Origin of the sequence: Anoxynatronum buryatiense, from assembly GCF_900182905.1 — a bacterium.
GTDB classification, from domain to species: Bacteria; Bacillota; Clostridia; order Peptostreptococcales; family Tindalliaceae; genus Anoxynatronum; species Anoxynatronum buryatiense.
The window spans coordinates 106,481-133,187 of sequence record NZ_FXUF01000010.1 but is presented as its reverse complement, the minus strand read 5'-3'; the positions used below and the strand labels follow the sequence as shown (position 1 = coordinate 133,187).

Genomic DNA, 26,707 nt, shown 5'->3' with positions numbered 1-26,707 from the left:
ATAGTTGGGTATGAATTAAAGGAGGCGTTCTCATGAAAAACACAGTGAAGTTCACATCCACCATCCATTTGCCGGCAGCAGTTCGCTGTTGTGGTTGTTGCTGTTGTTGTTGTTAATACATGCTGATCTGATATTTGATATCTGATAGATGCTGAAACAGCCAAACAACCAATAAGGAGGGATTTCCCTTGTTTAAATATTTTGATGTGGTGCGTGAGCGAGACCCTGCTGCTCGCAGTAACCTTGAAATTCTGTTGTGCTACCCAGGGCTTCATGCCCTTTTCTTTCACCGCGTGGCCCATTTTTTCCACCGGCATCGCTGGTTCCTCATCGCCCGTCTTATTTCCAACTTCAGTCGGTTTATGACCGGCATTGAAATTCATCCGGGAGCCACCATAGGTAAAGGGTTTTTCATTGACCACGGCATGGGGATCGTCATTGGCGAAACTGCCGAGGTTGGTGACAATGTGACCCTGTTCCACGGTGTCACCCTTGGAGGCACCGGCAAAGATCAGGGAAAACGGCACCCCACTGTCAGCGACAACGCCATCATTGGAACGGGAGCCAAGGTGCTGGGACCCATCACCATTGGGGCATATGCCAAAGTGGGAGCCAATGCGGTGGTGCTGAAAGATGTGCCTGACCACTGCAGTGCGGTGGGAATTCCCGCAAAAATCATTCCCCCGCCGGAGGAAAAGCCGGGGAACAACGAAACTCCAATACAGGAACCAAAGCCTATTCAAAAAATTCGAAACGTGGTATAATGATACAAAACAGCCTGCCTGCGTTCTTCATTGATCGCAGGCAGTTATTAATGGCAGGCAGTTCATGTGAGGAGCGAAATAAAGATGGATCAGACCAGTCAAGGTGCCGGCACGGGCACCATTACCCTCCCCTACGGCAGGGAGACACAAACCCTTGATTTAAGCCAGCATCATGTACTGGGAGTGCTGCAGGCAGGTGGCAGTACTTCCGAGGGAATCGTGGCAGAAAGTGCCATCATACAACACGCCCTTGACCACCCCATTGGGCGGCTGCCACTGGACCTGATGCTGAGGGCCAAAGATACGGTGTGCATCGTGATTTCAGACATCACCCGAGCCTGGCAGCGGATGCATGTCTTCCTGCCGTTGCTGGTGGAACGTATCAATACAGCTGGCGTGCCCGACAGCCGAATTTGTTTTCTCTGCGCCACCGGTTCTCATCGCCTCATCACTGAAGAGGAAAGCCATACATTACTGGGGCCGGAACTGAGCCGGCGTTTTTCGGTGACCAGTCACGACTGCCATGATGAAAGCCAGCTCACCACCGTCGGTACCACCAGCTATGGCACCGAGGTACGCCTGAACCGCATGGCCGTGGAGGCAGATCACCTGATTCTCACCGGAGGCATCGTGTTCCATGATCTTGCAGGTTGGGGGGGTGGCAAGAAATCCATCGTGCCAGGCATTGCTGCTTATGATACCATCATGGCCAACCATGCCCTCTCTTTGGGTGATACTCCCGGCAGTGGCATACACCAATGTGTTCGTTGCGGCAGTATTGAAGGCAACCGGTTGAATGCGGATATGCAGGAAGCCGCCGTCATGGTGGATCCTTCCTTTATATTAAACGTCATTGTGAATGACCAGGGAACCATTGGAGCAGCCGTGGCCGGCCACTATCTGGAAGCCTTTGAAGAAGGGAAGCGAATTCTTGATCTCTCTGACAGGGTGCCCATTGAACGCCTGGGGCGTCTGGCGGTGGCATCGGTGGGCGGATTTCCCAAAGACATCAATTTTTATCAGTCCACCAAAGCCCTCAGCAGTGCCAAAGAAGCTGTTGAAAAGGGCGGGGTGATATTGCTTCTGTGCCAGTGCGAAGACGGGGTTGGGCATCCGGAGGTGAGCAAACTCCTCACTGAGTTTGATTCCCATGCCGCCCGTGAAATGGAAATGCGCCGGGCCTTTACCGTTTCCAAATTTGCCGGTTTCCTGGCGTCTCAAACAGCAGAAGATTATGAGGTGTATTGTGTCACCGATTTAGACCCTGCAGTTCTAACCGGCATTGGTTTTCAGGTTTACCGTCAGGCTTCCGATGCGCTGGAGGCCATCAATGCCCGGCATGGCACAGGTCTTGAAACCTACGTGATTCCATCTGCTTCCAATGTGCTGCCTGGCTTGGTGACACCCTCGCCTCCCCAGTCAGTTCGAATACTTGATTAGATTTGAATCAGTGGAATGAGTGGATCAGATGATGCAGCATTTCTGGAAAAAAAGATTGCATGTTTCGAGCTGAGTATGTATAATAATACAATCCGGAAACCGTGAGACACTGTTTCCGGAAACCGGATATTTCGGTGATGGCGCGGCCCTTGTTCGCAGGGAAAAACGCCTGTTGGTATCACTGATGTTCACCCTGATGAGGAGGTATGATGACATGTTAAAAGGAAAAGGAAAAATGATGCTGGCCGTGCTCGTGGCCATGCTGATGTTATTGACAGCCTGCAGCCAGCCAGCCCCGGCTCCGGCCCCCGCACCGGCAGAAGCTGGTGATGCTCCCGCTGAAGCGGCGGAAGACGCGGTGGACGGCAAAATTGCTGATATTCAGGCGGCTGGAAAGATTGTGCTGGGAACATCAGCAGATTACCCCCCCTATGAGTTCATTGTTGAGGTGGATGGTAATCTGGAAGTGGTAGGTTTTGACATTGAAATTGCCCGGGAAATCGCCAATGACCTGGGAGTGGAACTGGAAATTCGCGACATGGACTTTGATGGACTGCTGGCAGCCCTGGTGGCCGGAAACATCGATTTCATCGTTGCCGGCATGGTGCCCACCGAAGTGCGGAAAGAGAGTGTTGACTTCTCTGTTCCCTACTACCGGGCAGAACAGCGATTTTTGGTGCGGGCAGCAGATGCTGCTGAACTTTCCACCGTTGAAGCACTGGCAGGAAAACGCATCGGAGCCCAGATTTCAACAGTACAGGAAACCATCGCCACAGAGCAGATTCCCGATGCCGGCGAGCTGCGTTTTCTCAGCCGGATCAACGATCTGGTGATGGACTTGAAAAGTGACCGCATTGACGGCCTTGTGCTGGTAGGCCCGGTGGCCGCATCTTATGCCAAAGCCGACGCCCAGCTGGCAGTTTCAGATATCAGCTTCGGGCAGGAAGATGGTGTTGCCATCGCCATTGCCAAAGGCAACGATGACCTGACTGAGGCCATCAACACCACACTGGAACGGCTTATGGCAGATGATCTGATTACCCAGTTTATTGCAGAAGCCACCGCCCTGGCAGACGAACAGCAGGTGGAATAAACCGGCAACATCTGGTATGCTAAAAGACGGTGCTTATCACAAGCCGCCGTCTTTTTTTCTGACTCACACCGGCCTGCGGAGCCGGGATTATCGGAGGTGTTAACATGAATTACAGCATGGATTTCAGTTTTATTACCCGCTATCAGGGTCTTTACCTGACGGGAACCCGCAATACCATTTTTCTGGCGGTTCTGGCAGTCCTTTTTGGAGTGATGCTTGGCCTGATCCTGGCCCTTATGCGCAGATCCAGCCTCAAACCAGTCAAATTCATTGCGGCTGCTTACATTGAGTTTGTCAGAGGTACGCCCCTGCTGGTGCAATTATTTATTATCTTTTACGGGCTGCCGGTGGTAACGGGTATGCGATTCCCTGATTTTGTGGCAGGTGTGATCGCGCTGTCGCTGAACAGTGCTGCCTATGTGGCAGAAATCATTCGGGCAGGGCTTCAGTCCGTCGACCGGGGTCAGATGGAAGCAGCCCGTTCTCTGGGGATGCCCCACAACATGGCCATGCGCCATATCATTATTCCCCAGGCATTCAAAAACATTTTGCCCGCTCTGGGTAATGAGTTCATCGTGGTGATTAAAGAATCCGCCATCGTCTCTGTCATCGGCATTTATGACATCATGCGCAGTGCCAACATCGTACGGGGAATTACCTATCGGCCATTTGAACCACTCATCGTGGCAGCACTTATCTATTTCGTCTTAACCTTTACCCTGTCCAACCTCTTAGGGGTAGCTGAAAGGAGGATGCGTGCCGGTGATTCACATTAAAAATCTCCATAAAAAATTTGGTGATCTTCACGTTTTAAAAGGCATTAACGAAGAAGTTCAGCAGGGAGAAGTGGTGGTGGTGATTGGTCCCAGCGGTTCCGGCAAGAGCACCTTTCTTAGGTGTCTGAACCTGTTGGAGCAGCCGACAGAAGGCGAAATTTTCTTCAATGGGGATAACATCACCGACTCCCACAACGACATTAACAAACAGCGTGAAAAAATGGGAATGGTGTTCCAGCAGTTCAACCTATTCCCCCATAAAACCGTGCTGGAAAACATCACTTTGGCTCCCATTCAGGTGAAGGGCATGACCGGTACTGAAGCGGAGGAAGTGGCCATGGGCCTTCTGAAACGCATCGGTCTTGTGGAAAAAGCCAAGGCTTACCCCAAACAGCTTTCCGGCGGTCAACAGCAGCGGATTGCTATTGCCCGGGCGTTGGCCATGTCACCCCAGGTGATGCTCTTTGATGAACCCACCTCCTCCCTTGACCCTGAAATGGTGGGCGAAGTGCTGGACGTAATGAAAGAACTGGCAGCGGAGGGGATGACCATGGTGGTGGTCACCCATGAAATGGGCTTTGCCCGCCAGGTGGGTTCCCGTGTCCTTTTCATGGACGAAGGGCTCATCGTGGAACAGAACACTCCCCAGGCCATTTTCAACCAGCCTCAGCACCCCCGTACCAAAGATTTCCTCGGCAAGATTCTCAGATCCTTTGAATAAGGAGGCCATTCAATGAAGCATCCTCATTTGGCAAAAAGATACTGGAACCAGGAGCCCACAGCCCTGGCAAAGGTTTTTGAACGGGCTGCCCAGGCAGAAAATCTCATTAACCTCAGCCTGGGAGACCCTGATTTTCACACCGATTCCCGGGTGAGCCAGGCGGCTCTTGAAGACACGCTGGCAGGCTGGACCCACTACACCGATTCCCTGGGAATCATGGAACTGCGTCAGGCCATTGCCCGGGAATACCGGGGCTGGGGCGTGCGCTATGAACCTGATGACATCATGATCACTGTGGGGGCCTGTCATGGCACCTGGCTGGCTCTGGAGGCCATTTTGGATGATGGGGATGAAGTGATTGTTCCCACTCCCCATTTCACCCCCTACCCGGCGCAGATTCGGCTGGCCCGTGGCATTCCCGTCTACTTACCCGTCAAAGAATCCGACGGTTTTCAGGTGGATCCGGTAGCCCTTGAAAAAGTTATCACCCACCGCACCAGAGCCATCATTGTCAACAGTCCCAACAATCCCACCGGGGCCTGTTACAGTCGCCAAACCCTGGAGAAAATCGGGGCATTGGCGTTGAAGCACAATTTCCTCATCATTGCTGACGAAGTGTATGGCTCCTTCATGTATGAGCAAGAGTTTGTACCTATGGCGGCCCTTCCGGGGCTGAAAAAACATGTGATTTCCCTGGGAAGCTTTTCCAAGGATTACACCATGACCGGCTGGCGCATCGGCTTTGTGGCTGGCTTCCCTGAACTGATCCAGTGTATGCGGGACATCAATGAAGGGGTCACCTTTTCAGCACCTGCCGTTTCCCAGCGGGCCGCCCTCCACGCCCTGTCTCTGAAAGATGAATTACAGCCCGTTCAGCGCGAAACCTATCGGCAGCGGATGCAGGCCGCCTATGAGCATATAACTGCCATTCCCCATATGTCGGTGCTGCCGCCACAGGGGAGCTTCTACCTGTTTGTCAACGTCAAGGAAACCGGCCTCACCTCAGAAGAAGTGATGCAGCGAATCCTGGAAGAAACCGGAGTCTTGGTGCTACCGGGAAGTGCCTTTGGAGAAACCGGCGAAGGCTACCTGCGGATTGCCTGTACCGTTGAGTTACCCGTGTTGGAAGAAGCCTTTAAACGCATCGCCGCCATGCCGCTTTTTCAGAAAAGCGAATAGGGCGATTGAAAATTTCGATCTAATAACCCATTTCAATCACTGCAAACACCTGCCCATTATCCAGGAAGGATAAAGGGCAGGTGTTTTTTGGCCTATCCAGTTAAAGTAAAAGCAAAGCGCACAGGATACAATGAGATCACACTAATGGGATGATCTTTGGAAAAATAAAAATATTGGCAGCTGATGAAATCGATTCGCAGCCATTCGGAAAAAGGGTTACAGATGTTCATCCTGGCATTCATTCAGTTACCGAAATCATACGGTCTTCATGAAAAAAAACCGGCGGGAGGTGCTCTAGTCCATAGACGACCAGGCGCTTTTGAGTATCGGAAGACATGACAGCAAAGAGCATCAAGAAATATGATCTATAGTAACTGTTTCGGCATGGTTTCTGCAATTATAAATCGAGTCAATACAATGATACATACGATAATGCCTACTGCGCCCATAATTGAAAATACGACATTGGATATTTTGCTGAATGAGATTAACGAAGCTCCAACAATTGCGAGTATAGTAATACTGAGTATAATAACAAAACCCATTGCTTTATTTCCGCGGTCATATCGCTTTGCAATCAAAAACAGTCTGCCGGAAATCGTTGAGTAGATTGCCAGTATAATAATAATAGAATAGATGACCGACAGTTTGGGCAGTAAGAAATGAACGACTGCCAGCATCGGTACTTCCGTGCCTGCGACATGATCCATCGATGTAAGTACCAGATACACGACAACGGCTGTAGTCATATAAAAAAACAAGGAAGAGAAGATGCCTGAGAAAACCGCTTCTCTTTTACTGTTACATAATGAGCCTGTAGCTGAAGCCCATGCGAAACCAGAAACAATCAAAAGACCTGCCGATGAAAGTCCGCTAAGATATGGATTTTGGATACCGAAGGTGTTTGCTCTCAGCATAAGGCCCATTGAAACATAATGTTCGGAATTAGCAGATCCGGCAATTGGACTGACGCCTGATGTCAAAAAAGCATATCCGCCACAAAACAGGACAAATAAAACAGTGCAAATGCACAGATAACTCAAAGCCTTTCTGAGTCTTTCCAGACCAAGATGGGCGGTGACAAAACACAGAATTCCCATAATTGAGGCTCCTGCAAATGCAGGAAGACCACTATGCTGACTAATCGTTGCTCCTGCACCACTCATCATGGTAAAGGTCACGAAGATCATGCTCACGTAAATATAATAGTCGAGCACAATACCGAAATACTTGCCACAGAAATAATGATAAACATCGCTGCTTTTAACAAAACGCTGTTCAAAGCCGATCACATAGATTGCGATTAACACCGCCATAGAGGTTAATAATGCAAGGAAAATACCTGAAAATGCAAACTTGCCACCCCAGGCAGCGAAAAACTGGAGTGCTTCCACTCCTGTCGCAAAGCCAGAACCGATGTTGTAACCTGCAAAAGAGGCACTTGTTAACAATACTGATTTAAACACCAGTTTATCTTTTTTCATAATTTCCCCCATGGAGTTTGTCATGGAGTGGCAAAACAAAGACACTCCAATATAGAATGTTGAACTCTCACTGTATATTCGACAAAAAATCCGATTATCCTTTGAAGAGTTTGTTGAATTTTCACCACGAAAACACATGGAACTAATTTCTTTCTGAAAGATCAGAAGACTGCCATGTCAAAGACTGAATCGCAGGATCTTTCAACGGGGACAAAGGGCGGGCAGCATTCCTCCAGATCATTCAAGGAATGCTGCTTTTAAATGCGAAATTTTTAAGAAAACTGCCTGATTTATTTAATACTGCTTGCAGGATCACAGACACTTCCTTTAGAATGAGAACAGAATCAAAATGGATAAGTGGATGAGCATCATTGAGATGAAGATATTAAGTTTTATTTAACGGCAGTGGGATAGGAGTGAGTAAAATGGAAATTGTGGTGATTGGCGGTGGTGCATCGGGAATGGCGGCGGCTCTGGAGGCTGCCCGGTACGGCGGTCAGGTCACTCTGGTGGAAAAAGAAAACCGCGTGGGTAAAAAGCTGCTGGCCACAGGGAACGGCCGCTGCAACTACGCTAACCGGTTCGTTGAACCAAGTCGTTTTCATGGGCAGTGTCGGGAGATCATCCATGAGGTGCTGCAGGCAGTGCCTGTTGATGAAGTGCTCACTTTCTTTCAGCTGCTGGGGGTTACCCCCAAAGAAGAAAGTGACGGCAAAATCATCCCCTACTCAGAACAGGGCTCCAATGTGTTGGACCTTCTCCGCTATGAACTGGAGCAGGCAGGGGTGAAAACCCTGGTTGACTGGAAGGTGACAAGCCTGCGTCATCATCAAAAGGATTGGCTGATTCACTCAGAAAAAGGAGAAAGTCTCACGGCACACCGGGTGATTTTGGCCACCGGTGGCCGCGCCGGCAGTCAGTTTGGGGCCGATGACAGTGGATACCGCCTGGCAGAAAGCCTGGGACACCACATCACTCCCCTTTGGCCGGCCCTGGTGCAGCTTCGACTGGAGGCCGACTGGCTGAAAGCCCTGAAGGGTGTGAAGTGGCAGGGAGCCGCATCGGTGGTGGAGCAGGGCATCGTGCTGCGTCGTGAGGCGGGAGAACTTCTGATCACCGATTACGGCATTTCAGGCCCCCCCATTCTACAGCTTTCACGACAGGCACATACATCTGCCAATGATGACGCATCTTCCCCAAAAGAGCTGAGGATTCACCTGTTACCTGAGTGGGACTCCGAAACCATCATGGATGAACTCATGAACCGTTTTCATATCAACCCGGACAAACCGGCTGACCTATGCCTGCTGGGGCTTTTTCACAAGCGGCTGGTGCCGACACTGCTTAAAGCCGCAGGCATCTGGCCGCCCCACCTGCCAGCCCAGCAGGTGAGCGCAACTGCCATTAAAAAACTGGCGGAAGTTTGCCGGTCGTGGTCAGTACCCATCACCGGTACCCTATCCTGGCAACAGGCCCAGGTGACCGCCGGCGGTGTGGATACCCGTGAAATACACCCAGTCACCATGGCATCCACCAAAGCACCGAACTGCTATATCACCGGGGAGCTCATGGATGTGGACGGTGACTGCGGCGGCTTTAACCTATACTGGGCCTGGGCCACCGGTTTGCTGGCCGGACGTAACGCTGCTATGGGATAGTTAAGATATAATCGAAAAAGAATGGAGGTATTGACGTGGATTACAATCAACTATCGCTGGAGATGCACGAGAAACTGGTTGGAAAAATTGCTGTCATCAGTAAAGCGCCTGTCAAAACTAAGGAAGATTTATCAATCGCCTATACACCGGGCGTGGCAGAACCCTGCAAAAGAATTGAAGCCAATCCTGAAGATGTGTATCGTTATACGGCCAAATCCAACCTCATTGCTGTTGTCAGTAATGGAACAGCGGTGCTGGGTCTTGGAAATATTGGTGCTGCCGCTTCTATTCCAGTGATGGAAGGAAAATGTGTGCTGTTTAAGGAGTTCGGAAATGTGGAGGCTTTTCCCATTTGTCTTGACACACAAGACCCGGATGAAGTGGTGCGTATAGTGAAAGCGATGGAGCCTGTTTTCGGAGGCATTAATCTGGAAGACATTGCAGCCCCCGCCTGCTTTGAAATCGAAGAAAAGCTGAAAAAAATGCTGAACATCCCGGTTTTCCATGACGATCAACATGGTACTGCCATCGTTACCGTGGCGGCAGTGGTGAATGCCCTGAAGCTGACCGGTAAAAAGATAAGTGACATCACAGCAGTGATCAACGGTTCCGGTGCTGCCGGCAATTCGATTGCCGGAATGCTGACAGAAATGGGCATCGGAGATCTCCTGATGTGCGATCGCAAGGGAATCATTTCGCGAAACCGACAAGACCTTGACCCATACAAAAAGAAACTCTCGCTGACAACTAATAAAGCCAATCTGGAGGGTGCTCTGGCAGATGCCATGAAGGGCGCAGACATTTTCATTGGCGTATCAGCGCCTGGTGTGGTAACCAAAGATATGGTCAGGTCCATGAATGACAAAGCCATTGTGCTGCCCATGGCCAACCCCATACCAGAGATTATGCCGGAAGAAGCCAGGGAAGCAGGGGCCTACATCATCGGTACGGGGCGCTCTGACTTCCCCAACCAGGTGAACAATGTACTGGCTTTTCCCGGGGTATTTCGCGGAGCCTTGGATGTCCGGGCATCAGACATCAATGAAGCCATGAAAATTGCCGCCGCCAAAGCCTTGGCAGATGCTGTGGGAGATAAACTGAGTGTTGATATGATTCTACCTCTGGCCTTTGACACAGGGTATATGGAGCAGGTGGCTCAAGCCGTGAAGCAGGCTGCCATAGAGTCTGGTGTGGCCCGCATATAAGGTCAAATGAAGCATACCTTTAGCTGACGCTGCATATCCCAGGGATAACATGCACGATTTCAGGAATGGTTCGAAGATCTTGACAGAAGTACATGTTTTGAAAGTGGAGGCATTCATGAACAGGAAAATCTATTACCTTGCCCCCTATGAAGAAATGATCACGTTGGCAAAAGAGGTGTTGCGGGAGTACCCGAGCATTGAAATCATCCATGGGCTTCTTTCCCAAGGGCTTGTAAAAGCTATGGAATTGGAGCGTATGAGTAAGGCCGATGTGTTCATTGCCAGGGGCGGGACTGCAAACCTTCTAAAATCTGAAGGAATCAACAATCCAATCGTGGAGATGCAGATTTCCATTTTTGACGTGATCCGTGCAGCCATGGAAGCGCGAAACATTGACCGGCGTATTGGCTTAGTGGGTTTTCCTGGCATGTTTTGCCAGCTGGATGTGGTGGAATCTACCTTGGATGTGACTTTTGAAGTACTGCCCCTGCAAGTGGAAGAAGACATCGATGGGGCTTTTGAGGTGATTCACCAGAAAAGTCTTAATGTGCTGGTAGGCGGTGTGATTTGCTGTAAAGAAGCTACACGGCGGGGAATCCCCAGTTTTCTGATTAAAACAGGGAAAGAAGCTATTCTTTCGGCGGGTCTTGAGGCACTGCGACTCTCGGAAATTAAGCGAAGGGAAGAAGCAGGCAACCAACAGATTCGCGCTATCATGGACTGTGCCAATGAAGGGATCATGACGGTAGATCCCCATGGAAAGGTGGCCATCTGCAATCGTGCCGCCGCGGACATCATTGGTTTGAAACCGTATGAAATTATCGGAAGATACGCTTCGGAGTTCAGTGACGGCATCGTAATTCAGGAAGTCATAAAAAGTAAGCAGATGAAACTTGGGGTCATGACCAAAATGAACCAGGCCCAGGTACTGACCAACCATGTGCCCATCATTCTGGGTGAGGAAGTGGCAGGAGCTGTCTCCACTTTTCAGGATGTGACCAAAATTCTGGAGTATGAAGAAATGATCCGGGAAGAGCTTAGACATCGGTCCAACGCGGCCAAGTTCACCTTTGAAGATGTGGCAGGCAACAGCGAAGTGATTCGTCGCGTGATTCAAAAGGCTCAAAAGTATGCCTGTTCAGATGCCAATGTGCTGATTTTGGGAGAAACCGGCACCGGTAAGGAAATGGTTGCCCAGGCTATCCATCAGGAAAGTCGTCACAGGATAGGGCCCTTTGTAGCAGTTAACTGTGCCGCTTTACCTGCTTCTCTGCTGGAGAGCGAGCTTTTCGGCTACGAAGAAGGTGCCTTTACCGGTGCCAGAAAAGGTGGACAAAAAGGTCTTTTCTGCCAGGCTGATGGGGGTACCATTTTTCTGGATGAAATTTCGGAAGTTCCCCCATCTTTGCAAATGCAGCTTCTGCGAGTGTTGCAGGAAAAAGAGGTGCGGCCTGTGGGTGGTACCCGGGTAAAGCCGGTGAAGGTGAGGGTGATCGCCGCCAGTAACCGGGATCTGAAGGCGTTGGTCAGAGAGGGTTGTTTTCGCCAGGATCTGTATTACCGCCTGAATGTCCTACACCTGCAACTACCTTCCTTGCGTCAACGATTGGAAGACCTGGAAACTCTGATGACAGCAATGGAGAAAAAACATAGCGGTCGTATTATCACAGGCCCGACTCTTGCAGAAAGGCTGAGTCAAGAAGCCCTTCGGCTTTTAAAGGAACACGACTGGCCGGGCAATATCCGTGAGCTGGAAAATATTGTGGAGCGGCTGCTTCTTTACAGTTCCCATGATCTCGCAGTGGACGAGCAGGTGCTGAGTCTGGTGATGGAATCACCACAGGTTGCTTTGCGTGCGTTATCCAGCAACGAAATGATACAACTCACCGGCTCATTGAAAGAAATGGAACGCCAGATTATCTGCACCGTACTGGCACGGGAGGGCGGCAGTGCCACGCAGACGGCTAAGCGACTGAGTACCAGCCGAACCAATATATGGCGCAGTGTTAAGGAAAGTCAGGAGGGTGTACTGCATGAATAAACACCTTGCACTACTGGCCACCAGCCCAGATTTTATGGAACTGATCTGCCAACAGGTTTCGCTTTCGGACATTCACATCCAGCCGTTCCTAATCCAACAAAAGGGGCATGTACCCAAAGAGATGATGGATCACCCCTCAAAATGGGAGGCTATTTTGTACGAAGGGTCCGATGTGGAAGACATTCAGCAGTACTTCAGTATTCCTGTGATACAACTTCAGGTGGATGACTGTACTATCATGCAGGAACTGTACAAGGCGAGTCAGAGGGCTGGTTCAATTGCCATGGTCTTTGACCGTAAAAGACACTTGGCAGTTGATTTAATCGAAGAACTGCTGGGAATCCAGTTCCGGGAGGTGCTCATCCGGAAGGGGATCAACAGGGAGTTGCTTTTTCGAACGATGGCCGCCCACCGGGTGGAGCTGATTGTCACTGAAGAATGCCATGTCCGGGAAGCAAGGCAGTTCGGTTTTCAGGTATCGACATATCACTGCGGCATTAAAGCGTTGGAGAAGGGCCTGAAAGAAGCGGCTAAAGCAATAGAACTGCGACGTAAAGAACAGTACCAGAAAGAATACGTGAGTGCAGTGTTGAACTATGCTCAGGAAGGCATTATCGCTGTGGACGAAAAGGGTTGCATTACAGCGGTGAATCCGGTAGCGGCAGCGGTGCTGGGTATTGAGGTGCAGCATGTAATAGGGGGAAAGGCGGTGGATCATCTGCCTAATACCCGCATGGACCAAGTCATCAGGAGCAAAGTGTCGGAGCTGGGAAAGTTGCAGAAAATCGATGACGGGCGGACCATTTTAGTGAACCGTGTACCAATTCTTCACAACGGTTCAGCCAAAGGGGCTGTGTCAACTTTTAAGGATGTTACTCGTTTTCAGGAGCTGGAAAAGCAGATCCGATCAAGCCTTTATCTGAAGGGCCATTATGCCAGGTATGCACTGGAGGACATTATCGGCCAGTCAGAGCGCATTCGGGAAGTAATCACCAAGATTCGCCTCTACGCAGCCTCCAAGGCAACAGTGCTGATCTCTGGGGAAAGCGGCACAGGCAAAGAGCTGGCGGCCCACTGCCTGCATCAGTTGAGCGAAAGAGCCAAGGGGCCCTTTGTGGCCGTTAACTGCGCAACTATTCAGGAAAACCTTATGGAAAGCGAGTTTTTCGGCTATGAGGAAGGAGCCTTCACAGGTGCCGTCAAAGGAGGCAAGAAGGGGCTCTTTGCACTGGCTCATGGGGGGACCATATTCCTGGATGAAATTGACGGCATTAGCAAACAGATTCAGCTGCGCCTCCTAAGGGTGCTGCAGGAGCGGGAGATTCGGCCGGTTGGAAGCTCCAAAATTCTTCCTGTGGATGTGCGGGTGATTGCTGCTACCAACTCTCACATGGGGGAACGGGTTCGCCAGGGGCAGTTCCAAGGAGATCTTTATTACCGTCTCAATACGCTGGAAATTGAAATGCCGCCATTGCGTAACCGGCGCGAAGACATTCCCCTACTGGTGGATTTCTTTTTGAAGAAACATGGCCGAAACCAGGTTGAGTCCCAGAGAATTTCAGTTGTCAAGACAAAAGAACCGGCAACCGCCGTCTGTGACATTAGCGCTGGAGCCCTGGAGATCTTGAAAAATTTACAGTGGGAGGGCAATGTGCGTGAGTTGGAAAACACCATAGAGCGTCTGATTGCCCTGATGCCAAAGGATGGTCTTATTACCCCGGAACTGGTTGCAGAAGCCATGGAAGGGAGTGACAGCTGGGAAAATGAAAAGAATCACGTCGCCCTTCCTCTGGATGGATCGCTGGCTGACCTGAAGAGGCGTATCATTCAAGAAACACTGCTCCAGTGTTGCGGCCACCGAAAAAAGACGGCTGAACGGCTGGAGATTTCTCCAGTTCATCTGTCACGACTGCTGAAAGAGATGGATATGTGAGCGTATCCGCATATCAACAGAATGTAACAGAGGGTTACAAAATGTAGCCCTTTTTCTTATTTTTGGTCAAACCGACGGCTGAAACCCGCCAATGGAGACAAAGGTGAAGTTGGCACGGGACTTGCAAATTAGGAGAATAACACAGAAAACGATAAACGTCATCACGTGAGTTGAAAACGAAAGAAAAAGGAAAGGAGGGAGAAGCGCAAATCAATGTGCCAGTAACGTGTCAATGCTGTAACACAGCACTTGATGCAACCGAACCCAATGAAAGAAACAATGAAAAGGAGGATGATGAATAATGAATGAACAGGTAGTTGTCAATGAAAACACCGCTCGAGAAATGATGCAATCTGAAAAGAAAGCCTACACCATTATAGGTTTTCCCGTGCCCCTCTTTGCAGTACTGGCTGCTGTGACCCTTGCAGCTATTATGACAGGTAAGCTGCCCGGCGGAATGATCGGTGCCTTTGCGTCGATGATTATTCTTGGGGCCATCTTTTTTGAAATTGGCACACACACTCCCATTATTAATACCTACTTGGGAGGTGGTGCTATTGTCTGTATCTTCGGCAGTGCTGCGCTGGTCCACTATAATATTCTTCCCGAGGCAACAGTGGAGATCATGTCCACCTTCATGCGCGGCGGCGGCTTCTTGGACTTCTACATTGCTGCTCTCATCACAGGTAGTATTTTGGGAATGAACCGAAAACTCCTCATCAAAGCCTCTGTCCGGTATCTGCCGGCCATCTTGGGAGGTGTCATTGCTGCCATGGGAGCCGCTGCTGTGGTGGGAGCTGCCATCGGATTTGGAGCTAAAGAGGCCATGCTTTTCATCGCTCTTCCCATCATGGGTGGTGGTATGGGAGCAGGTGCTGTGCCATTATCTCAGATCTTTGCCCAGCCGCTGAATCTGGAACCTGAAGGTGTGCTGTCAATCATGGTGCCGGCACTTGCGATGGGAAATGCGGTTTCCATTGTGGCTGCGGGCCTGCTGAACAAACTGGGCAAAAACAAACCTGGCTTGTCAGGAGAAGGCGAGTTAATGATCGCAAAAAATGATGTGGCAGAAAAAGAAATTGTTCCGGAAAAAGAACTGCCGCTTGATATCAAACTAATGGGTATGGGAATGCTCATGGCCACCGTGTTTTTCACATGGGGAAATTTTCTGGGTCAGTTTGTTCCGGCTATTCACCCCTACGCATTAATGATTATTACAGTTGCTGTTTTCAAGGCTTTTGGATGGCTTCCCCATAAGTTTGAATCCGCCGCCAACCAGTGGTTTCGTTTTATCATGGGTTATACAACGGGTGCTCTTTTAGTGGGTATTGGAATTGCTTTCACAAATCTGGGACAGATCATTGAAGCGTTTACCATTCAGTACATTATTCTGGTGGTGGTTGTCGTTATTGCTGCTATTTTAGGATCTGGTTTTGTGGGTCGCCTTATGGGTTTCTATCCCATCGAGTCTTCCATCACTGCAGGCCTTTGCATGGCCAATATGGGCGGAACAGGAGATGTGGCTGTTCTCTCAGCAGCAGATCGAATGGTGCTGATGCCTTTTGCGCAGATTTCATCCCGTATCGGCGGGGCCTTCATGCTGATTTTGGCCAGTTTCCTCATAAATTTATTCCTCCGCTAATCAATCCCATAGGCTGAGACCCGGCAGATGACCAGAAGAAGTGAAAGGCCGGGTCCGGCATTTTCTTTGATATAATGAACCTACTAACGAGTTGAGAGGATGAATCACATGCATGCCATTGAAAAAATCATGGCCCGGGCTGCGGGAGTACCCCGGGTCGGGGCAGGTGAGATTGTGACGGTGAAGGTGGATTTTGCCGAAGTGAACGACCTCTACCTCCAGACGATCTACTCCTTCAGGGAAATGGGGGGCACCAGTGTATGGGATCCGGAAAAAATTTGTTTTGTCTTTGATCATTATGCTCCTGCGCCCACCATTCGATCCGCCCAGATTCACAAGGAAATGCGGGGGTTTGTCAAAGAACAAGGGCTCACTCACCATTTCGACATCAACACGGGTGTTTGTCACCAGGTGATGCCAGAGGCCGGCATTGTGCGGCCGGGAATGATTTTGGTGGCTACAGACTCCCATACCACCACCCATGGCGCTTTTGGCGCTTTCGGCACCGGGGTGGGGGCCACAGACATGGCCACCATTCTCATTTCTGGAGAAATGTGGATGCGGGTGCCGGAAGTGATGAAGATAGAAATCAACGGCACCCTGCCACAGGGTACTTTGGCCAAAGACGTGATACTTCATGTGATGGGCCAACTGGGAGCCAGCGCCGCTGTGTACAAGGCGATTGAGTTTTGCGGCACTTATGTGGAAGGCTTAGGCGTCAGCGATCGGATGGTACTGTGCAACATGGCGGTGGAAATGGGCGCCAAAACCGCTTTCATGGTACCCAACGAAGCCGTCCTCAGCTATGTGAACCAGCGCTACGGTACCGACTTTGAAGTACCTGTCACCGATGACGATTTTGAATATCCTTTGAGCCATGTGTTTGATGTAAGCGACCTGCCGCCACAGGTGGCAGTGCCTCACCGGGTGGATCATGTAATGCCCATTGACCAGGTGGAGGAAGTGCCGGTTCACCAGGCTTTTATAGGTTCCTGTACCGGAGGACGGCTGGAAGACATCGCCGTTGCAGCTGATCTGCTTCGTGGAAAACAGATTCATCCCGATTGCCGTCTGGTGCTGATTCCTGCCTCCAGCGAAGTGTTCCTGGAGGCCAATCAAAAAGGCTACATTGAGGACCTGATGAAAGCCGGTGCCACCATCTCCACTCCAGGCTGCGGGCCCTGCCTGGGAGCGCATGAAGGGGTTATTGCCGAGGGAGAGGTGTGTATCTCTGCTACCAACCGGAATTTCCCTGGCCGCATGGGCAGCACCGGCGGTGCCATTTACCTGGGATCTCCGGCCGTGGCAGCTGTTTCGGCTCTTACGGGCAAACTGACAGACCCGCGAAAATACTGGGGAGGTGAGTCTGTATGAAGATTGACAAAGGCACCGTGCACGTAGTGGGTGACCACATTGACACAGACCAGATTTACCCCGGGCGATACATTGAAATTACCAACCCGGCTGAGATCGCCGACCATTGTCTGGAAGGGGTGGACCCGGCCCTGCGAGGGCGCATGAAGCCGGGAGACTTTGTGGTGGCTGGTCAGAATTTTGGCTGCGGCTCCAGCCGGGAGCATGCGGCCATCACCCTGCTTCATGCAGGCGTAGGAGCAGTGGTGGCGGAATCATTTGCTCGGATTTTTTATCGGAACGCTATTAATCTGGGGCTGCCGGTTATTGTCTGTCCAGGTGTTTTTCAAAAGGTGACCGAGGGGGATGAAATATCGCTGGACGTTGCCGAAGGCCTGCTGATCAATCACAACACCGGAGAAACACTGAAATGTGAACAACTTTCAACGTATGTGATGGAAATATTATCAAGTGGCGGAATCAAACCGCTTTTTCGGAAAAGACTGTTGGAAAAAAATGACTGATACCCAGATCAAAAAAGAGGAACAGCCGGTGATCAATACTGGCGTTCCTTTTTTAATACTTGCGCCTGATGAATGTTTCCCTTGACTGTCGATTAAAAACACTTACAATAAAAACAGTAGTGACTTGACATTTCATGCATTCCATTCATACCACGCCGCTCTGGAAAGGAATGAAACCATGCTGCGTATTCAAAACCTGAAAATCCCGGCGAAGCAGTCTCAGGATCTGAAAAAGACCATTCTGAAACTGCTCCGCCTTTCTGAAAAAGACCTGATCAGCTGGCGTATCCACAAGCGCTCTGTGGATGCCCGGCGAAAAGACCGTATTCAGCTGGTGTATCAGGTGGACATTGAAGTGACCGATGAAAAGAAGGTGTTAAAGCGGTCGCCCCAATCCACTGTCATCCCCTGCCCGCCGTCACCTGAGCTGGCGGTGGTGGAGGGAAATCACCGGTTGGATCACCCCCCGGTGATTATTGGGGCCGGCCCTGCCGGACTTTTCGCTGCTCTTATGCTGGCACAACAGGGCTATCAGCCCCTGGTGCTGGAAAAGGGCCGGCCCGTACCGGAGCGGGTACAGGATGTATACCGTTTCTGGAAAGAGGGGGTTCTCAACCCCCATTCCAATGTTCAGTTTGGTGAGGGAGGTGCCGGTACCTTTTCCGACGGCAAACTCACCACCCGCATCAACGATCCCCGGTGCCGCTGGGTGCTGCAGGCCCTGGCAGCAAACGGGGCACCTGAAGAGATTCTCTATGACAGCAAGCCCCATATTGGCACCGATCAGCTGAGGCAGGTGGTGGTGAACATTCGTAAAAACATCGAAAGCCTGGGAGGCAGGGTACTTTTTGACCATGAAGTGGATGGCCTGCTAATGAAATCCGGCAGGGTCACAGGCGTCACGCTGAAAAACAGGGAGCCGGTGGAAGCCACTGTCGTCATCGCTGCCATGGGCCACAGTGCCCGTAACCTGTTCCAAAGTCTTTTCCAACAGGGTGTTCCCATGGAGGCCAAGCCTTTTTCCATTGGCGTGCGCATTGAACATCCCCAGGCCTTCATCAATGCCATTCAGTACGGGCCTGAGGCTGCAGATCTACCTGTTTTGGGGGCTGCCGATTACCGTTTGTCCTGGCACCACCCCCAGGGCCGCGGAGCGTACAGCTTTTGCATGTGTCCCGGCGGCCAGGTGGTGGCCTCTGCCTCTGAAATCGGCGGCGTGGTCACCAATGGCATGAGCGCCCATGGGCGAAAAGGCAAGAATGCCAACAGCGCCCTGCTGGTGTCGGTGACCCCCGCCGATTTTCATGAAACCCATCCGTTGGCTGGCATTGCCTTTCAGCGGCACTGGGAAGCCAAAGCCTTTGAAATGGGAGGCGGCACTTATCGAGCACCGGCCCAGCGGGTGGAGGATTTTATGGCGGGCCGTGTCTCCCGGGAACCGGGGAGTGTGCGCCCCACCTACCGACCCGGTGTGGTGATGGCTGATCTGAGCCAGTGCCTGCCAGACTATGTAACCACAGTACTTCAGGAAGCTCTGAAGGCGTGGGATCGCTCTATGAAAGGCTTTGCCCTGGCAGATGCCCTGCTCACCGGTGTTGAAACCCGAAGTTCTTCCCCTGTCCGTGTATTACGGGGCGAAGACCATGAAAGTGCAGTGGGGGGCCTCTACCCGGCAGGAGAGGGCTGTGGCTACGCCGGGGGTATTATGTCGGCGGCGGTGGATGGTCTGAAAACCGCAGAAGCTGTAATGAAGCGATATCATACGTCAATTGAATGAGCATTTTTCCATTGAGAGGGTATGAATCAATTATAGTAAATCGCGGAGGTGAAAACCCATGAATCTGGTCATTTCTGACAAACTGGCAGCCTATATAAAAAAGAAGCATATCAATGCCCTGACGGTACAGCAGGTGGAAGTGAAAAACTGCTGACTGGCGCCCAATCTTCCCTCGGTGAGTGAAGGCGAACCCCAGGATTCATCCAAATTTAACATATTCAACGTCGACGGAATCACTGTCTATTTTAATCGCAACATTGTCTTCAACAAAGAAATTGTCACATTGGATATACGCCGCTATCTGTTCACCCATGAAATTTTTGTGGAAGGTGTGGACATTGCCTATTGAGATGACGGGATTTTCGATGGTGGTGATCTCTGAAATGCTGATTCCACTGATGATATGGATATGACTGATGAAATAATAAAATGCCGTTCACACATAGGTGCACGGCATTTTGTCTTTTTTGAAGGATGGTAAAGAAGATGATGGTAAACTGTGAATTAAGTACTGTCAGGGTGGTCATGGCATAGCTGAAAAGGAAGAGTCAGTATGAAGCAGCTGCCCGTGTGTTCTTCACTTTCCACATCAATGGTGCCGTTCATCATGTGCACCAGCTTTTTTGTGATGGTCAGCCCCAGCCCCAGACCGCCATGCTTTCGTGTGTTTGAGTTATCCACCTGCTGAAAAGCCTCGTAAATGGTAGTGAGGTGATCTGCTGAAATACCAATACCGGTATCTCTGATTCGAAATTCCAGGAAAACAGTATCATGAGCTACATGCTCATCAGTCATTTCGCATGACAGAGTAATAACACCTTTTTCCGTGAACTTGACAGCATTGCCAACCAGATTGTGCAGCACTTGCTTGAGCTTGTAACTGTCTCCCACCACCTGATGCGGAACATCGCTGCCCATGGTCGTATGAATCACCAGTTTTTTGGCGCTGGCGGTGATCATATGCAGATTTTTCACTTCATCCAGCAGTTGGTTAAACCGAAACGATTTCAACTCATGGCTTTCAAAGCCCTGATCCAAACTGGAGTAATTCAGGATTTCATTCACCACATTCACCAGAGCACTGCAGGAGTGTTGAAAGATCCGCATGTATTCCTGCTGTTCATGGTTAAGGGGCGTTAACTGCATCAGCTGGCTCATTCCCATCATTCCGTTAAGAGGGGTGCGAAGCTCATGACTCATATTGGCCAGAAACAGGGACTTGGACCTGCTGGCAGCCTCGGCTTTTTCCTTTTCTTCCTGAAGTTTCAGCTCTGCCATTTTTCGTTCATGTATCAATTGTGTGTAGATAATAATACCGCCAATGGAGTTGTCTTCATAATACCAGGGGCGGCATTCCCACTGAGAATACTTCAAACTTCCATCGGCACGCTGAAACAAATCATCTTCTGCGCCAACAATATCACCCTGCAGGGCCTGCTGATGTACAGCACGCCATTTTTCCGGAATATCCGGAAAAACATCGTAGTGACACTTGCCGATGATCTCCTGGCTGCTCACGTCATAATCCTGCTTAAACTGATTGCTGGCATAGAGGTGGTCCATATTTTTGTCGAGCACCACAATGGAGCTGGGTGAATGATTGACGGTATATGTCATCAGGTGATGAGAATCCCTGGCCTGGCGAAGTGATTTCTTGATCTTTTGGTTTTGTCGAATAAGGATGACGGAAAGCAGGAAAAAAAGCACTGCTGCTGCCACTGCCATAAAAATGATGATGTTTTTTTGCTGGTGGTAAGCTGACAAAGAGAGATCGAAAAAATCAACGTCTTCGGGATGGGCACTGATTTGAAGCTGAATGCCCCATAAGAACAACAAAGAAAGCAACAAAGTAAGGGTTATCAAGAATTTCAGCTTCACTGAAGCGTGTCGTGTCGGGTCATGCTTCCGTAAATTCCACATGGATAAGCTCCTTTATCTGGGTTAACACTAATGTTAACCACCCATGGACACAGGCATGCATTGCTGAACAACCCTGATGGTGATACCTGTTTAGTTTCTTAAAATGTACCATACAGTAATTCCCGATGCAAGCAAAGCAGACCTCTCGGTGATCCGGCGGCTCACACAGATGCGGCTCCATGGTCACTTGTTTGAGATATTCCCAAAAACACAAAAACGCAGAAACAGGGTGGAATGCTTCTGCGCTGAATGGTTCAGTTGTGATTCGGTGTTAGAATTGGATCAAACAAGTGTTTTTAAATAGGTTTCCAATATTTCATGAACATGGGGATCTCTTAAGTCTCTGTTCAACGTCAGCTGCACCACATAAGCTCCCTGATGAATGATGATGGTGCCTCCGGTGGATCCGTCAGAGGCATGATAAACTGGGATAAAATAAGCGGCGTGACAGGCCTCGGGAAAATCCACCTCTGCAGATACCAGGCGAGGGTTAAAGATGCGATCATCGTTCAGGGTCAGGCGGTAAAGTTGTGCTGCAATACTGGGACTGCGGGCTTCCGACACAGTCAGGTGCATGTTCAGTTGCACACTCGTCTCGTAATACTGTTGATGATGGGGCACCAGCAGACTTGCTTGCTGGTGATACTCAGCATGGGTGACGGTGCCGGCAACTCCAAAATCTTTCAGCGTGAGCAGCGGCAAATCCTCGGGAGGAAGTGATGATGTGGCAGCAGGAAAAGTGCGGTGAAGGGTCAGGTGGGAAGTGACTGTCACCACCAGAAAAACAGTAACAACAACCAGCACCGTTTTGAGTGCCTGATCCATGTTTTTGCCGGTAAAATACCGGCGCATCCCCAAAGCAGCACCCATGGCAAGGAACAGGGGAAGCAGTCCCAAAAGAATTTGGCGACCATCCTTCTGAAGTATCTGTGCCAGAAGCGTCAGCACCACCGAAAAAACCACCAGAGTGGCCGTCCCATAGGCGGTGTTCCGCAGGAACGCCTGCAGTGGTGGTCGCCGCCGGGGGTAGGAGGTTACGGTGAGTCTTTGACGAAGGCTGCGGAGAGACAACAGATTGGCTGTTATCTGGGTTGTAAAAAACAACAGGAACAACGGAAACCATACCATGATCAGCAGCCCCACATTGGTGCGTAACACCCAGGAAGACAGTGGCAGCATACGGGAGGCATTGAACAGTGTCAGCAGAAACAACACGCTCAGACTGAAGGTTTCCAGCTTCAGCTGAGACGCAACGTGACCCATTTGGAATGAGCGCTGGAGTGAATCGGCGGTGTGGGCGCGGGTGTCACTGGCTGTTGGGGCGGTTACGGCGCCGTCTTCAGTCTGTCGGTAAAAGACCTGCAGGTTATGTCTTGAGAGGGCCAACTGCCAACCCTCTGCTTCCGCCTGGTGAATGTAAGCCTGGGTTTTACTCTTGTCAAAACCCTCAAATACCCGTGATTCCGGGTATATGGCAATGCCAAAGGTGAGCAGGCAGGGAGACATTTTTCGATAAATGGCCATGCCGCCGATAATCCGATGAATCATCCATCCCTGACCAGCCATCCGGGCGAAAAAATCTTCCATTTGTGCCCAGTCGGTTATCCCGAGGGGAAAAAGTTGAAATTTGGTGTCCATGAAATGCTCCTTCCATGATGTCTTTAGAGTGGCCACAGATATTCTCCGGCAACTCGTTCGTTATTTGTTGGCACTTGAGGGATGCTCTCAGAAAAAGCCTAACACGTTTACCATTATCCTGCAATCAAATGAAAGTCTTAAAAAAGTAACAGAGGTATCCCAATTACAAATATTTCCCTGGTCAGGAAGGACTTTAACAGTTTATGTCGAAATGATTAGAGATGAGAGTTTGTATCAAAGACCTCAGACGGTACCGGATAACAGCTATTACAATAACAGCTGTCAACCAGATTTGAAGGAAAATCAAATGGGTTCATAAGGAAACGGGTGAATGGAAAACCCGTGAAGGAGGAAAAACAATGGCAGAAATCAAATATGAGATTACGGAACATCTGGGACTGATCGGAGAGGGCAGTAAAGGCTGGGCAAAAGAACTGAATTTGGTGAGCTGGAATGACCGATCCCCCAAGTATGACCTGCGGGACTGGGCCCCTGAGCATGCCAAAATGGGCAAAGGCATCACCCTGACACAAGAGGAAGTCAAATCACTGCGGGAGTTGCTGAACCAACTGGATCTGGATTAACAGGCCTGCCGCTTGCGAAATGGAGGCAGCGATTTCATGCGCCTAAAACCAATCATGCTAGCAGTTGTTTTATGGCTGGTGTGCCTGCTGAACATGACGATGGTCAATGCAGCTGCCTTCAGTCATGCCCTGCCTGGTAACGATACTGCGGGAACACCGCCCCAGGCGACCCCTCTCAGGCCGGTGACCCTGCAGCTGCGCTGGGAACCCCAGTTTCAGTTTGCGGGATATTACGCTGCTTTGTGGCAGGGATATTACGCCGATGCCGGGCTGGATGTCACCATACGCTCTGCCTTTGATGAAAAAGGAGAAGTACGGCAGGCCACAGAAGAAGTGCAGGCCGGCAGGGCTGATTTTGGCGTGGGAGCAGTGGACATATTGATGGCCAATGAACAGGGCGAATCTCTTTCGGTGGTGGCAGCCATTTTTCAGCGAAGTGCCGTGGCTTATTACCGTTTGGAAGATACTCCCATGACCACGCTGGTGGATTTACTGGATCTTGCCGTCGCCCGCCGACACCACGACCTGCTGGATGTGGAGCTGCAGGCCATGCTCATTGCAGAAGGGATCGATCCCGGCCAACTCCCCTACACAGAAAAAAGCGGCAGTTTTACCCTTGAAGACCTCACTACTGGTCGCTATGAGGTGGTACCCGTATACCTGGGCAGTCTTCTGATGGAAGCCCGCAGAGCCGGTGTCCCTGTGGCAGTGCTGCGCCCGCTGGATTACGGCATCGATTTTTATGGTGATTCGCTTTTTACCACCACCCGGCTCACCCGGGACGATCCGGAGCTGGTGGAGGCTTTTCGCCAGGCCACGCTGAAAGGATGGCGCCATGCCCTGGATAATCCTGAAGAAATGGCAAAAGCCATGACGGATGTTTTCCAGAACTCCCTGGCGGGCAATGATGATGCGGCCGGCGATCATCGGTTTTTTCATGCTAGTGAACTGTTGGCTTATAACCGTTTTCAGGCCCAACAGGTGCTGGAACTCACCTATTATCCGGTGGTGGAAGTGGGCAACCTTCATCCCTTTCGATGGGAACAGACCCATCAGGCCCTCACCAGGCTGGGGCTCCTCTCAGAACCCCTTGACCTGTCTCAGTTTATTTTCGACTACAGCCGTTTGCAACAGGAAAAGCAGGAACACCAGCAACAATTGCTCCGGGTACTCACACTGGTGGGGTTTCTGGTACTCACCGGATTTTTGCTGGTGACCATCACTTCCCGCAGTGCCGCCCGCCGTCTTGAAAAGCTGTTCCAACAGGAACGGGAGGAGAACCGGCGTAAAGAAGCTTTTATGCTCTACCAGGCCCGCATGGCTGCCATGGGGGAAATGGTGACGCACATTGCCCACCAGTGGCGGCAGCCGCTGAATAACCTGGGACTGGTGCTGGGCAATCTGGAAGATGCTTTCTGGCACGGCGAACTGGATGAAAGTCACATGATTCAATCCATGGATAAAAGCCGTAAACTCATTGGCCGCATGTCCGGCACCATTGACGATTTTATGCAATTTGCCAATCCCACCACACAGCGGGAGGCATTTCGGGTGATGGAAGCGGTGGAGGAAGTGCTTGATCTGATGGAAGACCGTTTCCTGCTTCACAAAATTCAGGTGACCACAGAGGCCGATGAAAATCTACGTGCCTGTGGATACCGAAATCAGTTTTCTCAGGCGGCGTTCAACCTCATTGCCAATGCGGTGGATGCTTTGGTGGAAAAACAGATCTCTCAGCGAAAAATCCACATCACCATTGACAACGATACCCCCTGGGTGGCCGTGAGTATTGCCGACACTGGCGGCGGCATTCCAGCAACCATCGCCGACCGTATTTTTGAGCCCTACTTCAGTACCAAACCTCAAAAGCAGGGAACCGGTCTGGGTCTCTACATGACCAAAACCATTGTGGAGAACAGCCTCAAAGGCACCCTCCGCTGGGAAAACAGCACCCAGGGAGCCGTCATGACCATCCGAATTCCTGAAGAGAAGGGAGCAGTTAACGCATGACAACTGAGAAATCAGCCTCACCGGCAGCCTTAAACCGGCTCCATGTGCTCTATGTGGAAGATGACAGTGATACCCGCCAGGAACTGGCCCTCTACCTGAAACGGCGAGTGGGCCGTCTTCGACTGGCTGCCAATGGTTTGGAAGCCTTAAAGGCGGTGGAAGAGCAGCCGCCACAACTGATCATCACCGACCTAAAAATGCCTGAAATGGATGGGCTGGCCATGGTGCGGCGGCTCCGCCGGATGGGGCTGGAGATCCCGGTGATCATCACCTCGGCCCTTTCAGACAGCGACACCATCATTGAAGCCGTCGGTGTGGGCATTGTCCGGTACGTGGTGAAACCCATTCAGCTGGAAGAACTGCTGGAGCAGATGCATCAGGTGGCTCGGGAGATCATCAAAAAAGAAAACTGCCTGGTGGTGCTGGGGGAAAGGTGTCTGGCCAACGGTGACGAGCTGGCAGAAATGGAGATGAAAATCAAAGGGGAAATGGCCCGGTTCATGAAACAAAACACCGGCAAAGGCCCCCGGGATCTTCACGTTTCTCTGACCGCCGGCAGTATTGAGATTCGTGCCAGGGGATGTCTCACCCGTCTGGAAGAGGGAATCTTGGTGAATCGACGGCATCACAGCCTGGTGGACTATCACCGGCGCCTTTTTTACACCGAAAACCAGCAAACGCTGGTGAAAAGCCTGTCGCAGGTGGCCGGCTGTTCACTGCGTCTTGACGAAGTGGTCTGCGACAGCCGAAAAGACCAGGAAAAACTGGTTTTTGCCATCCTGTAGCCAGCGAATTTCGTAAAAGTAGATGTGTAGATTTTTTTAGAGCAGGAGACACTGTTGTTAATATTGCATCATGGTTTGGGTTATGATAAAATGTATTTGGAAACTTAAGAAAATTCACCCCGGCAGGACACCAAGCCTGTTGCGGGCAATGAATCTCCCAGGTAATTACAACTGAACATG

At 50.7% G+C, this 26,707-nt stretch carries 21 protein-coding genes; 18 read left to right on the top strand and 3 right to left on the bottom strand.

Annotated features, from left to right (window positions below):
• Positions 1-188 precede the first annotated feature (188 nt).
• The 6 genes from epsC (at position 189) to QOL74_RS12850 (ending at position 5,973) form a co-directional block, all read left to right on the top strand.
• Complete coding sequence (epsC, locus tag QOL74_RS12875; protein ID WP_283409898.1) at positions 189-764, top strand: serine O-acetyltransferase EpsC; 576 nt, start codon at positions 189-191, stop codon at positions 762-764.
• Positions 765-848: 84 nt separating this feature from the next.
• Positions 849-2,204: a lactate racemase domain-containing protein gene (locus QOL74_RS12870; RefSeq protein ID WP_283409897.1), complete on the top strand. Its 1,356-nt coding sequence runs from the start codon at positions 849-851 to the stop codon at positions 2,202-2,204.
• A 214-nt stretch (positions 2,205-2,418) separates the two neighbouring features.
• The gene (locus QOL74_RS12865) at positions 2,419-3,297 is read left to right on the top strand and encodes a transporter substrate-binding domain-containing protein (protein ID WP_283409896.1); all 879 of its coding nucleotides are present in this window, start codon (positions 2,419-2,421) and stop codon (positions 3,295-3,297) included.
• Between the two features lie 116 nt (positions 3,298-3,413).
• Positions 3,414-4,073, top strand: a complete 660-nt coding sequence (locus QOL74_RS12860; protein WP_283409921.1) for an amino acid ABC transporter permease — start codon at positions 3,414-3,416, stop codon at positions 4,071-4,073.
• Positions 4,060-4,794 (top strand): amino acid ABC transporter ATP-binding protein, encoded by a 735-nt coding sequence (locus tag QOL74_RS12855; protein WP_283409895.1) that lies wholly within the window; start codon positions 4,060-4,062, stop codon positions 4,792-4,794. Before QOL74_RS12860 ends, QOL74_RS12855 begins: the two co-directional genes overlap by 14 nt.
• 12 nt (positions 4,795-4,806) lie before the next feature.
• Positions 4,807-5,973, top strand: coding sequence for an aminotransferase class I/II-fold pyridoxal phosphate-dependent enzyme (locus QOL74_RS12850; protein WP_283409894.1), 1,167 nt, complete (start codon positions 4,807-4,809; stop codon positions 5,971-5,973).
• A gap of 365 nt (positions 5,974-6,338) precedes the next feature.
• Here QOL74_RS12850 and QOL74_RS12845 read toward each other — a convergent pair whose 3' ends face one another.
• Complete coding sequence (locus tag QOL74_RS12845) at positions 6,339-7,457, bottom strand: hypothetical protein (protein ID WP_283409893.1); 1,119 nt, start codon at positions 7,455-7,457, stop codon at positions 6,339-6,341.
• 425 nt (positions 7,458-7,882) lie between these two features.
• Here QOL74_RS12845 and QOL74_RS12840 point away from each other — a divergent pair, with 425 nt between their 5' ends.
• From QOL74_RS12840 to QOL74_RS12800, 9 genes are all read left to right on the top strand, one after another.
• Positions 7,883-9,115 (top strand): aminoacetone oxidase family FAD-binding enzyme, encoded by a 1,233-nt coding sequence (locus QOL74_RS12840; RefSeq protein WP_283409892.1) that lies wholly within the window; start codon positions 7,883-7,885, stop codon positions 9,113-9,115.
• Positions 9,116-9,150: 35 nt separating this feature from the next.
• Positions 9,151-10,320 (top strand): NAD(P)-dependent malic enzyme, encoded by a 1,170-nt coding sequence (locus QOL74_RS12835; RefSeq protein WP_283409891.1) that lies wholly within the window; start codon positions 9,151-9,153, stop codon positions 10,318-10,320.
• A gap of 115 nt (positions 10,321-10,435) precedes the next feature.
• Complete coding sequence (locus QOL74_RS12830) at positions 10,436-12,361, top strand: sigma 54-interacting transcriptional regulator (protein ID WP_283409890.1); 1,926 nt, start codon at positions 10,436-10,438, stop codon at positions 12,359-12,361.
• Positions 12,354-14,294, top strand: a complete 1,941-nt coding sequence (locus QOL74_RS12825) for a sigma-54 interaction domain-containing protein (protein WP_283409889.1) — start codon at positions 12,354-12,356, stop codon at positions 14,292-14,294. Before QOL74_RS12830 ends, QOL74_RS12825 begins: the two co-directional genes overlap by 8 nt.
• A gap of 301 nt (positions 14,295-14,595) precedes the next feature.
• Positions 14,596-15,936, top strand: coding sequence for a 2-hydroxycarboxylate transporter family protein (locus QOL74_RS12820; RefSeq protein WP_283409888.1), 1,341 nt, complete (start codon positions 14,596-14,598; stop codon positions 15,934-15,936).
• Positions 15,937-16,035: 99 nt separating this feature from the next.
• Positions 16,036-17,310, top strand: a complete 1,275-nt coding sequence (locus QOL74_RS12815; protein WP_283409887.1) for a 3-isopropylmalate dehydratase large subunit — start codon at positions 16,036-16,038, stop codon at positions 17,308-17,310.
• Positions 17,307-17,813: a 3-isopropylmalate dehydratase small subunit gene (locus QOL74_RS12810; RefSeq protein ID WP_283409886.1), complete on the top strand. Its 507-nt coding sequence runs from the start codon at positions 17,307-17,309 to the stop codon at positions 17,811-17,813. Before QOL74_RS12815 ends, QOL74_RS12810 begins: the two co-directional genes overlap by 4 nt.
• Positions 17,814-17,991: 178 nt before the next feature.
• Positions 17,992-19,590 carry an NAD(P)/FAD-dependent oxidoreductase gene (locus tag QOL74_RS12805; RefSeq protein ID WP_283409885.1) on the top strand — a complete coding sequence of 533 codons (1,599 nt, stop codon included), beginning with the start codon at positions 17,992-17,994 and terminating at the stop codon, positions 19,588-19,590.
• A gap of 175 nt (positions 19,591-19,765) precedes the next feature.
• Positions 19,766-19,939 carry a hypothetical protein gene (locus QOL74_RS12800; protein ID WP_283409884.1) on the top strand — a complete coding sequence of 58 codons (174 nt, stop codon included), beginning with the start codon at positions 19,766-19,768 and terminating at the stop codon, positions 19,937-19,939.
• A gap of 155 nt (positions 19,940-20,094) precedes the next feature.
• On the opposite strand, the gene QOL74_RS12795 is transcribed toward QOL74_RS12800, so the two are convergent.
• Together QOL74_RS12795 and QOL74_RS12790 are read right to left on the bottom strand one after the other, a co-directional pair.
• A complete protein-coding gene (locus tag QOL74_RS12795) occupies positions 20,095-21,510 on the bottom strand; it encodes a PAS domain-containing sensor histidine kinase (protein ID WP_283409883.1) in 1,416 nt (471 codons plus the stop codon).
• A 282-nt stretch (positions 21,511-21,792) separates the two neighbouring features.
• Complete coding sequence (locus QOL74_RS12790; RefSeq protein ID WP_283409882.1) at positions 21,793-23,148, bottom strand: DUF2812 domain-containing protein; 1,356 nt, start codon at positions 23,146-23,148, stop codon at positions 21,793-21,795.
• 359 nt (positions 23,149-23,507) lie between these two features.
• Between QOL74_RS12790 and QOL74_RS12785 the strand changes: the two genes are divergently transcribed.
• The 3 genes from QOL74_RS12785 to QOL74_RS12775 are packed head-to-tail and all read left to right on the top strand — an operon-like array spanning position 23,508 to position 26,527.
• Positions 23,508-23,732, top strand: a complete 225-nt coding sequence (locus tag QOL74_RS12785) for a YdbC family protein (RefSeq protein ID WP_283409881.1) — start codon at positions 23,508-23,510, stop codon at positions 23,730-23,732.
• Positions 23,733-23,768: 36 nt separating this feature from the next.
• A complete protein-coding gene (locus tag QOL74_RS12780) occupies positions 23,769-25,742 on the top strand; it encodes an ABC transporter substrate-binding protein (RefSeq protein WP_283409880.1) in 1,974 nt (657 codons plus the stop codon).
• Positions 25,739-26,527 carry a Na-translocating system protein MpsC family protein gene (locus QOL74_RS12775; protein WP_283409879.1) on the top strand — a complete coding sequence of 263 codons (789 nt, stop codon included), beginning with the start codon at positions 25,739-25,741 and terminating at the stop codon, positions 26,525-26,527. The genes QOL74_RS12780 and QOL74_RS12775 overlap by 4 nt, the downstream gene beginning before the upstream one ends.
• Positions 26,528-26,707: the final 180 nt, after the last annotated feature.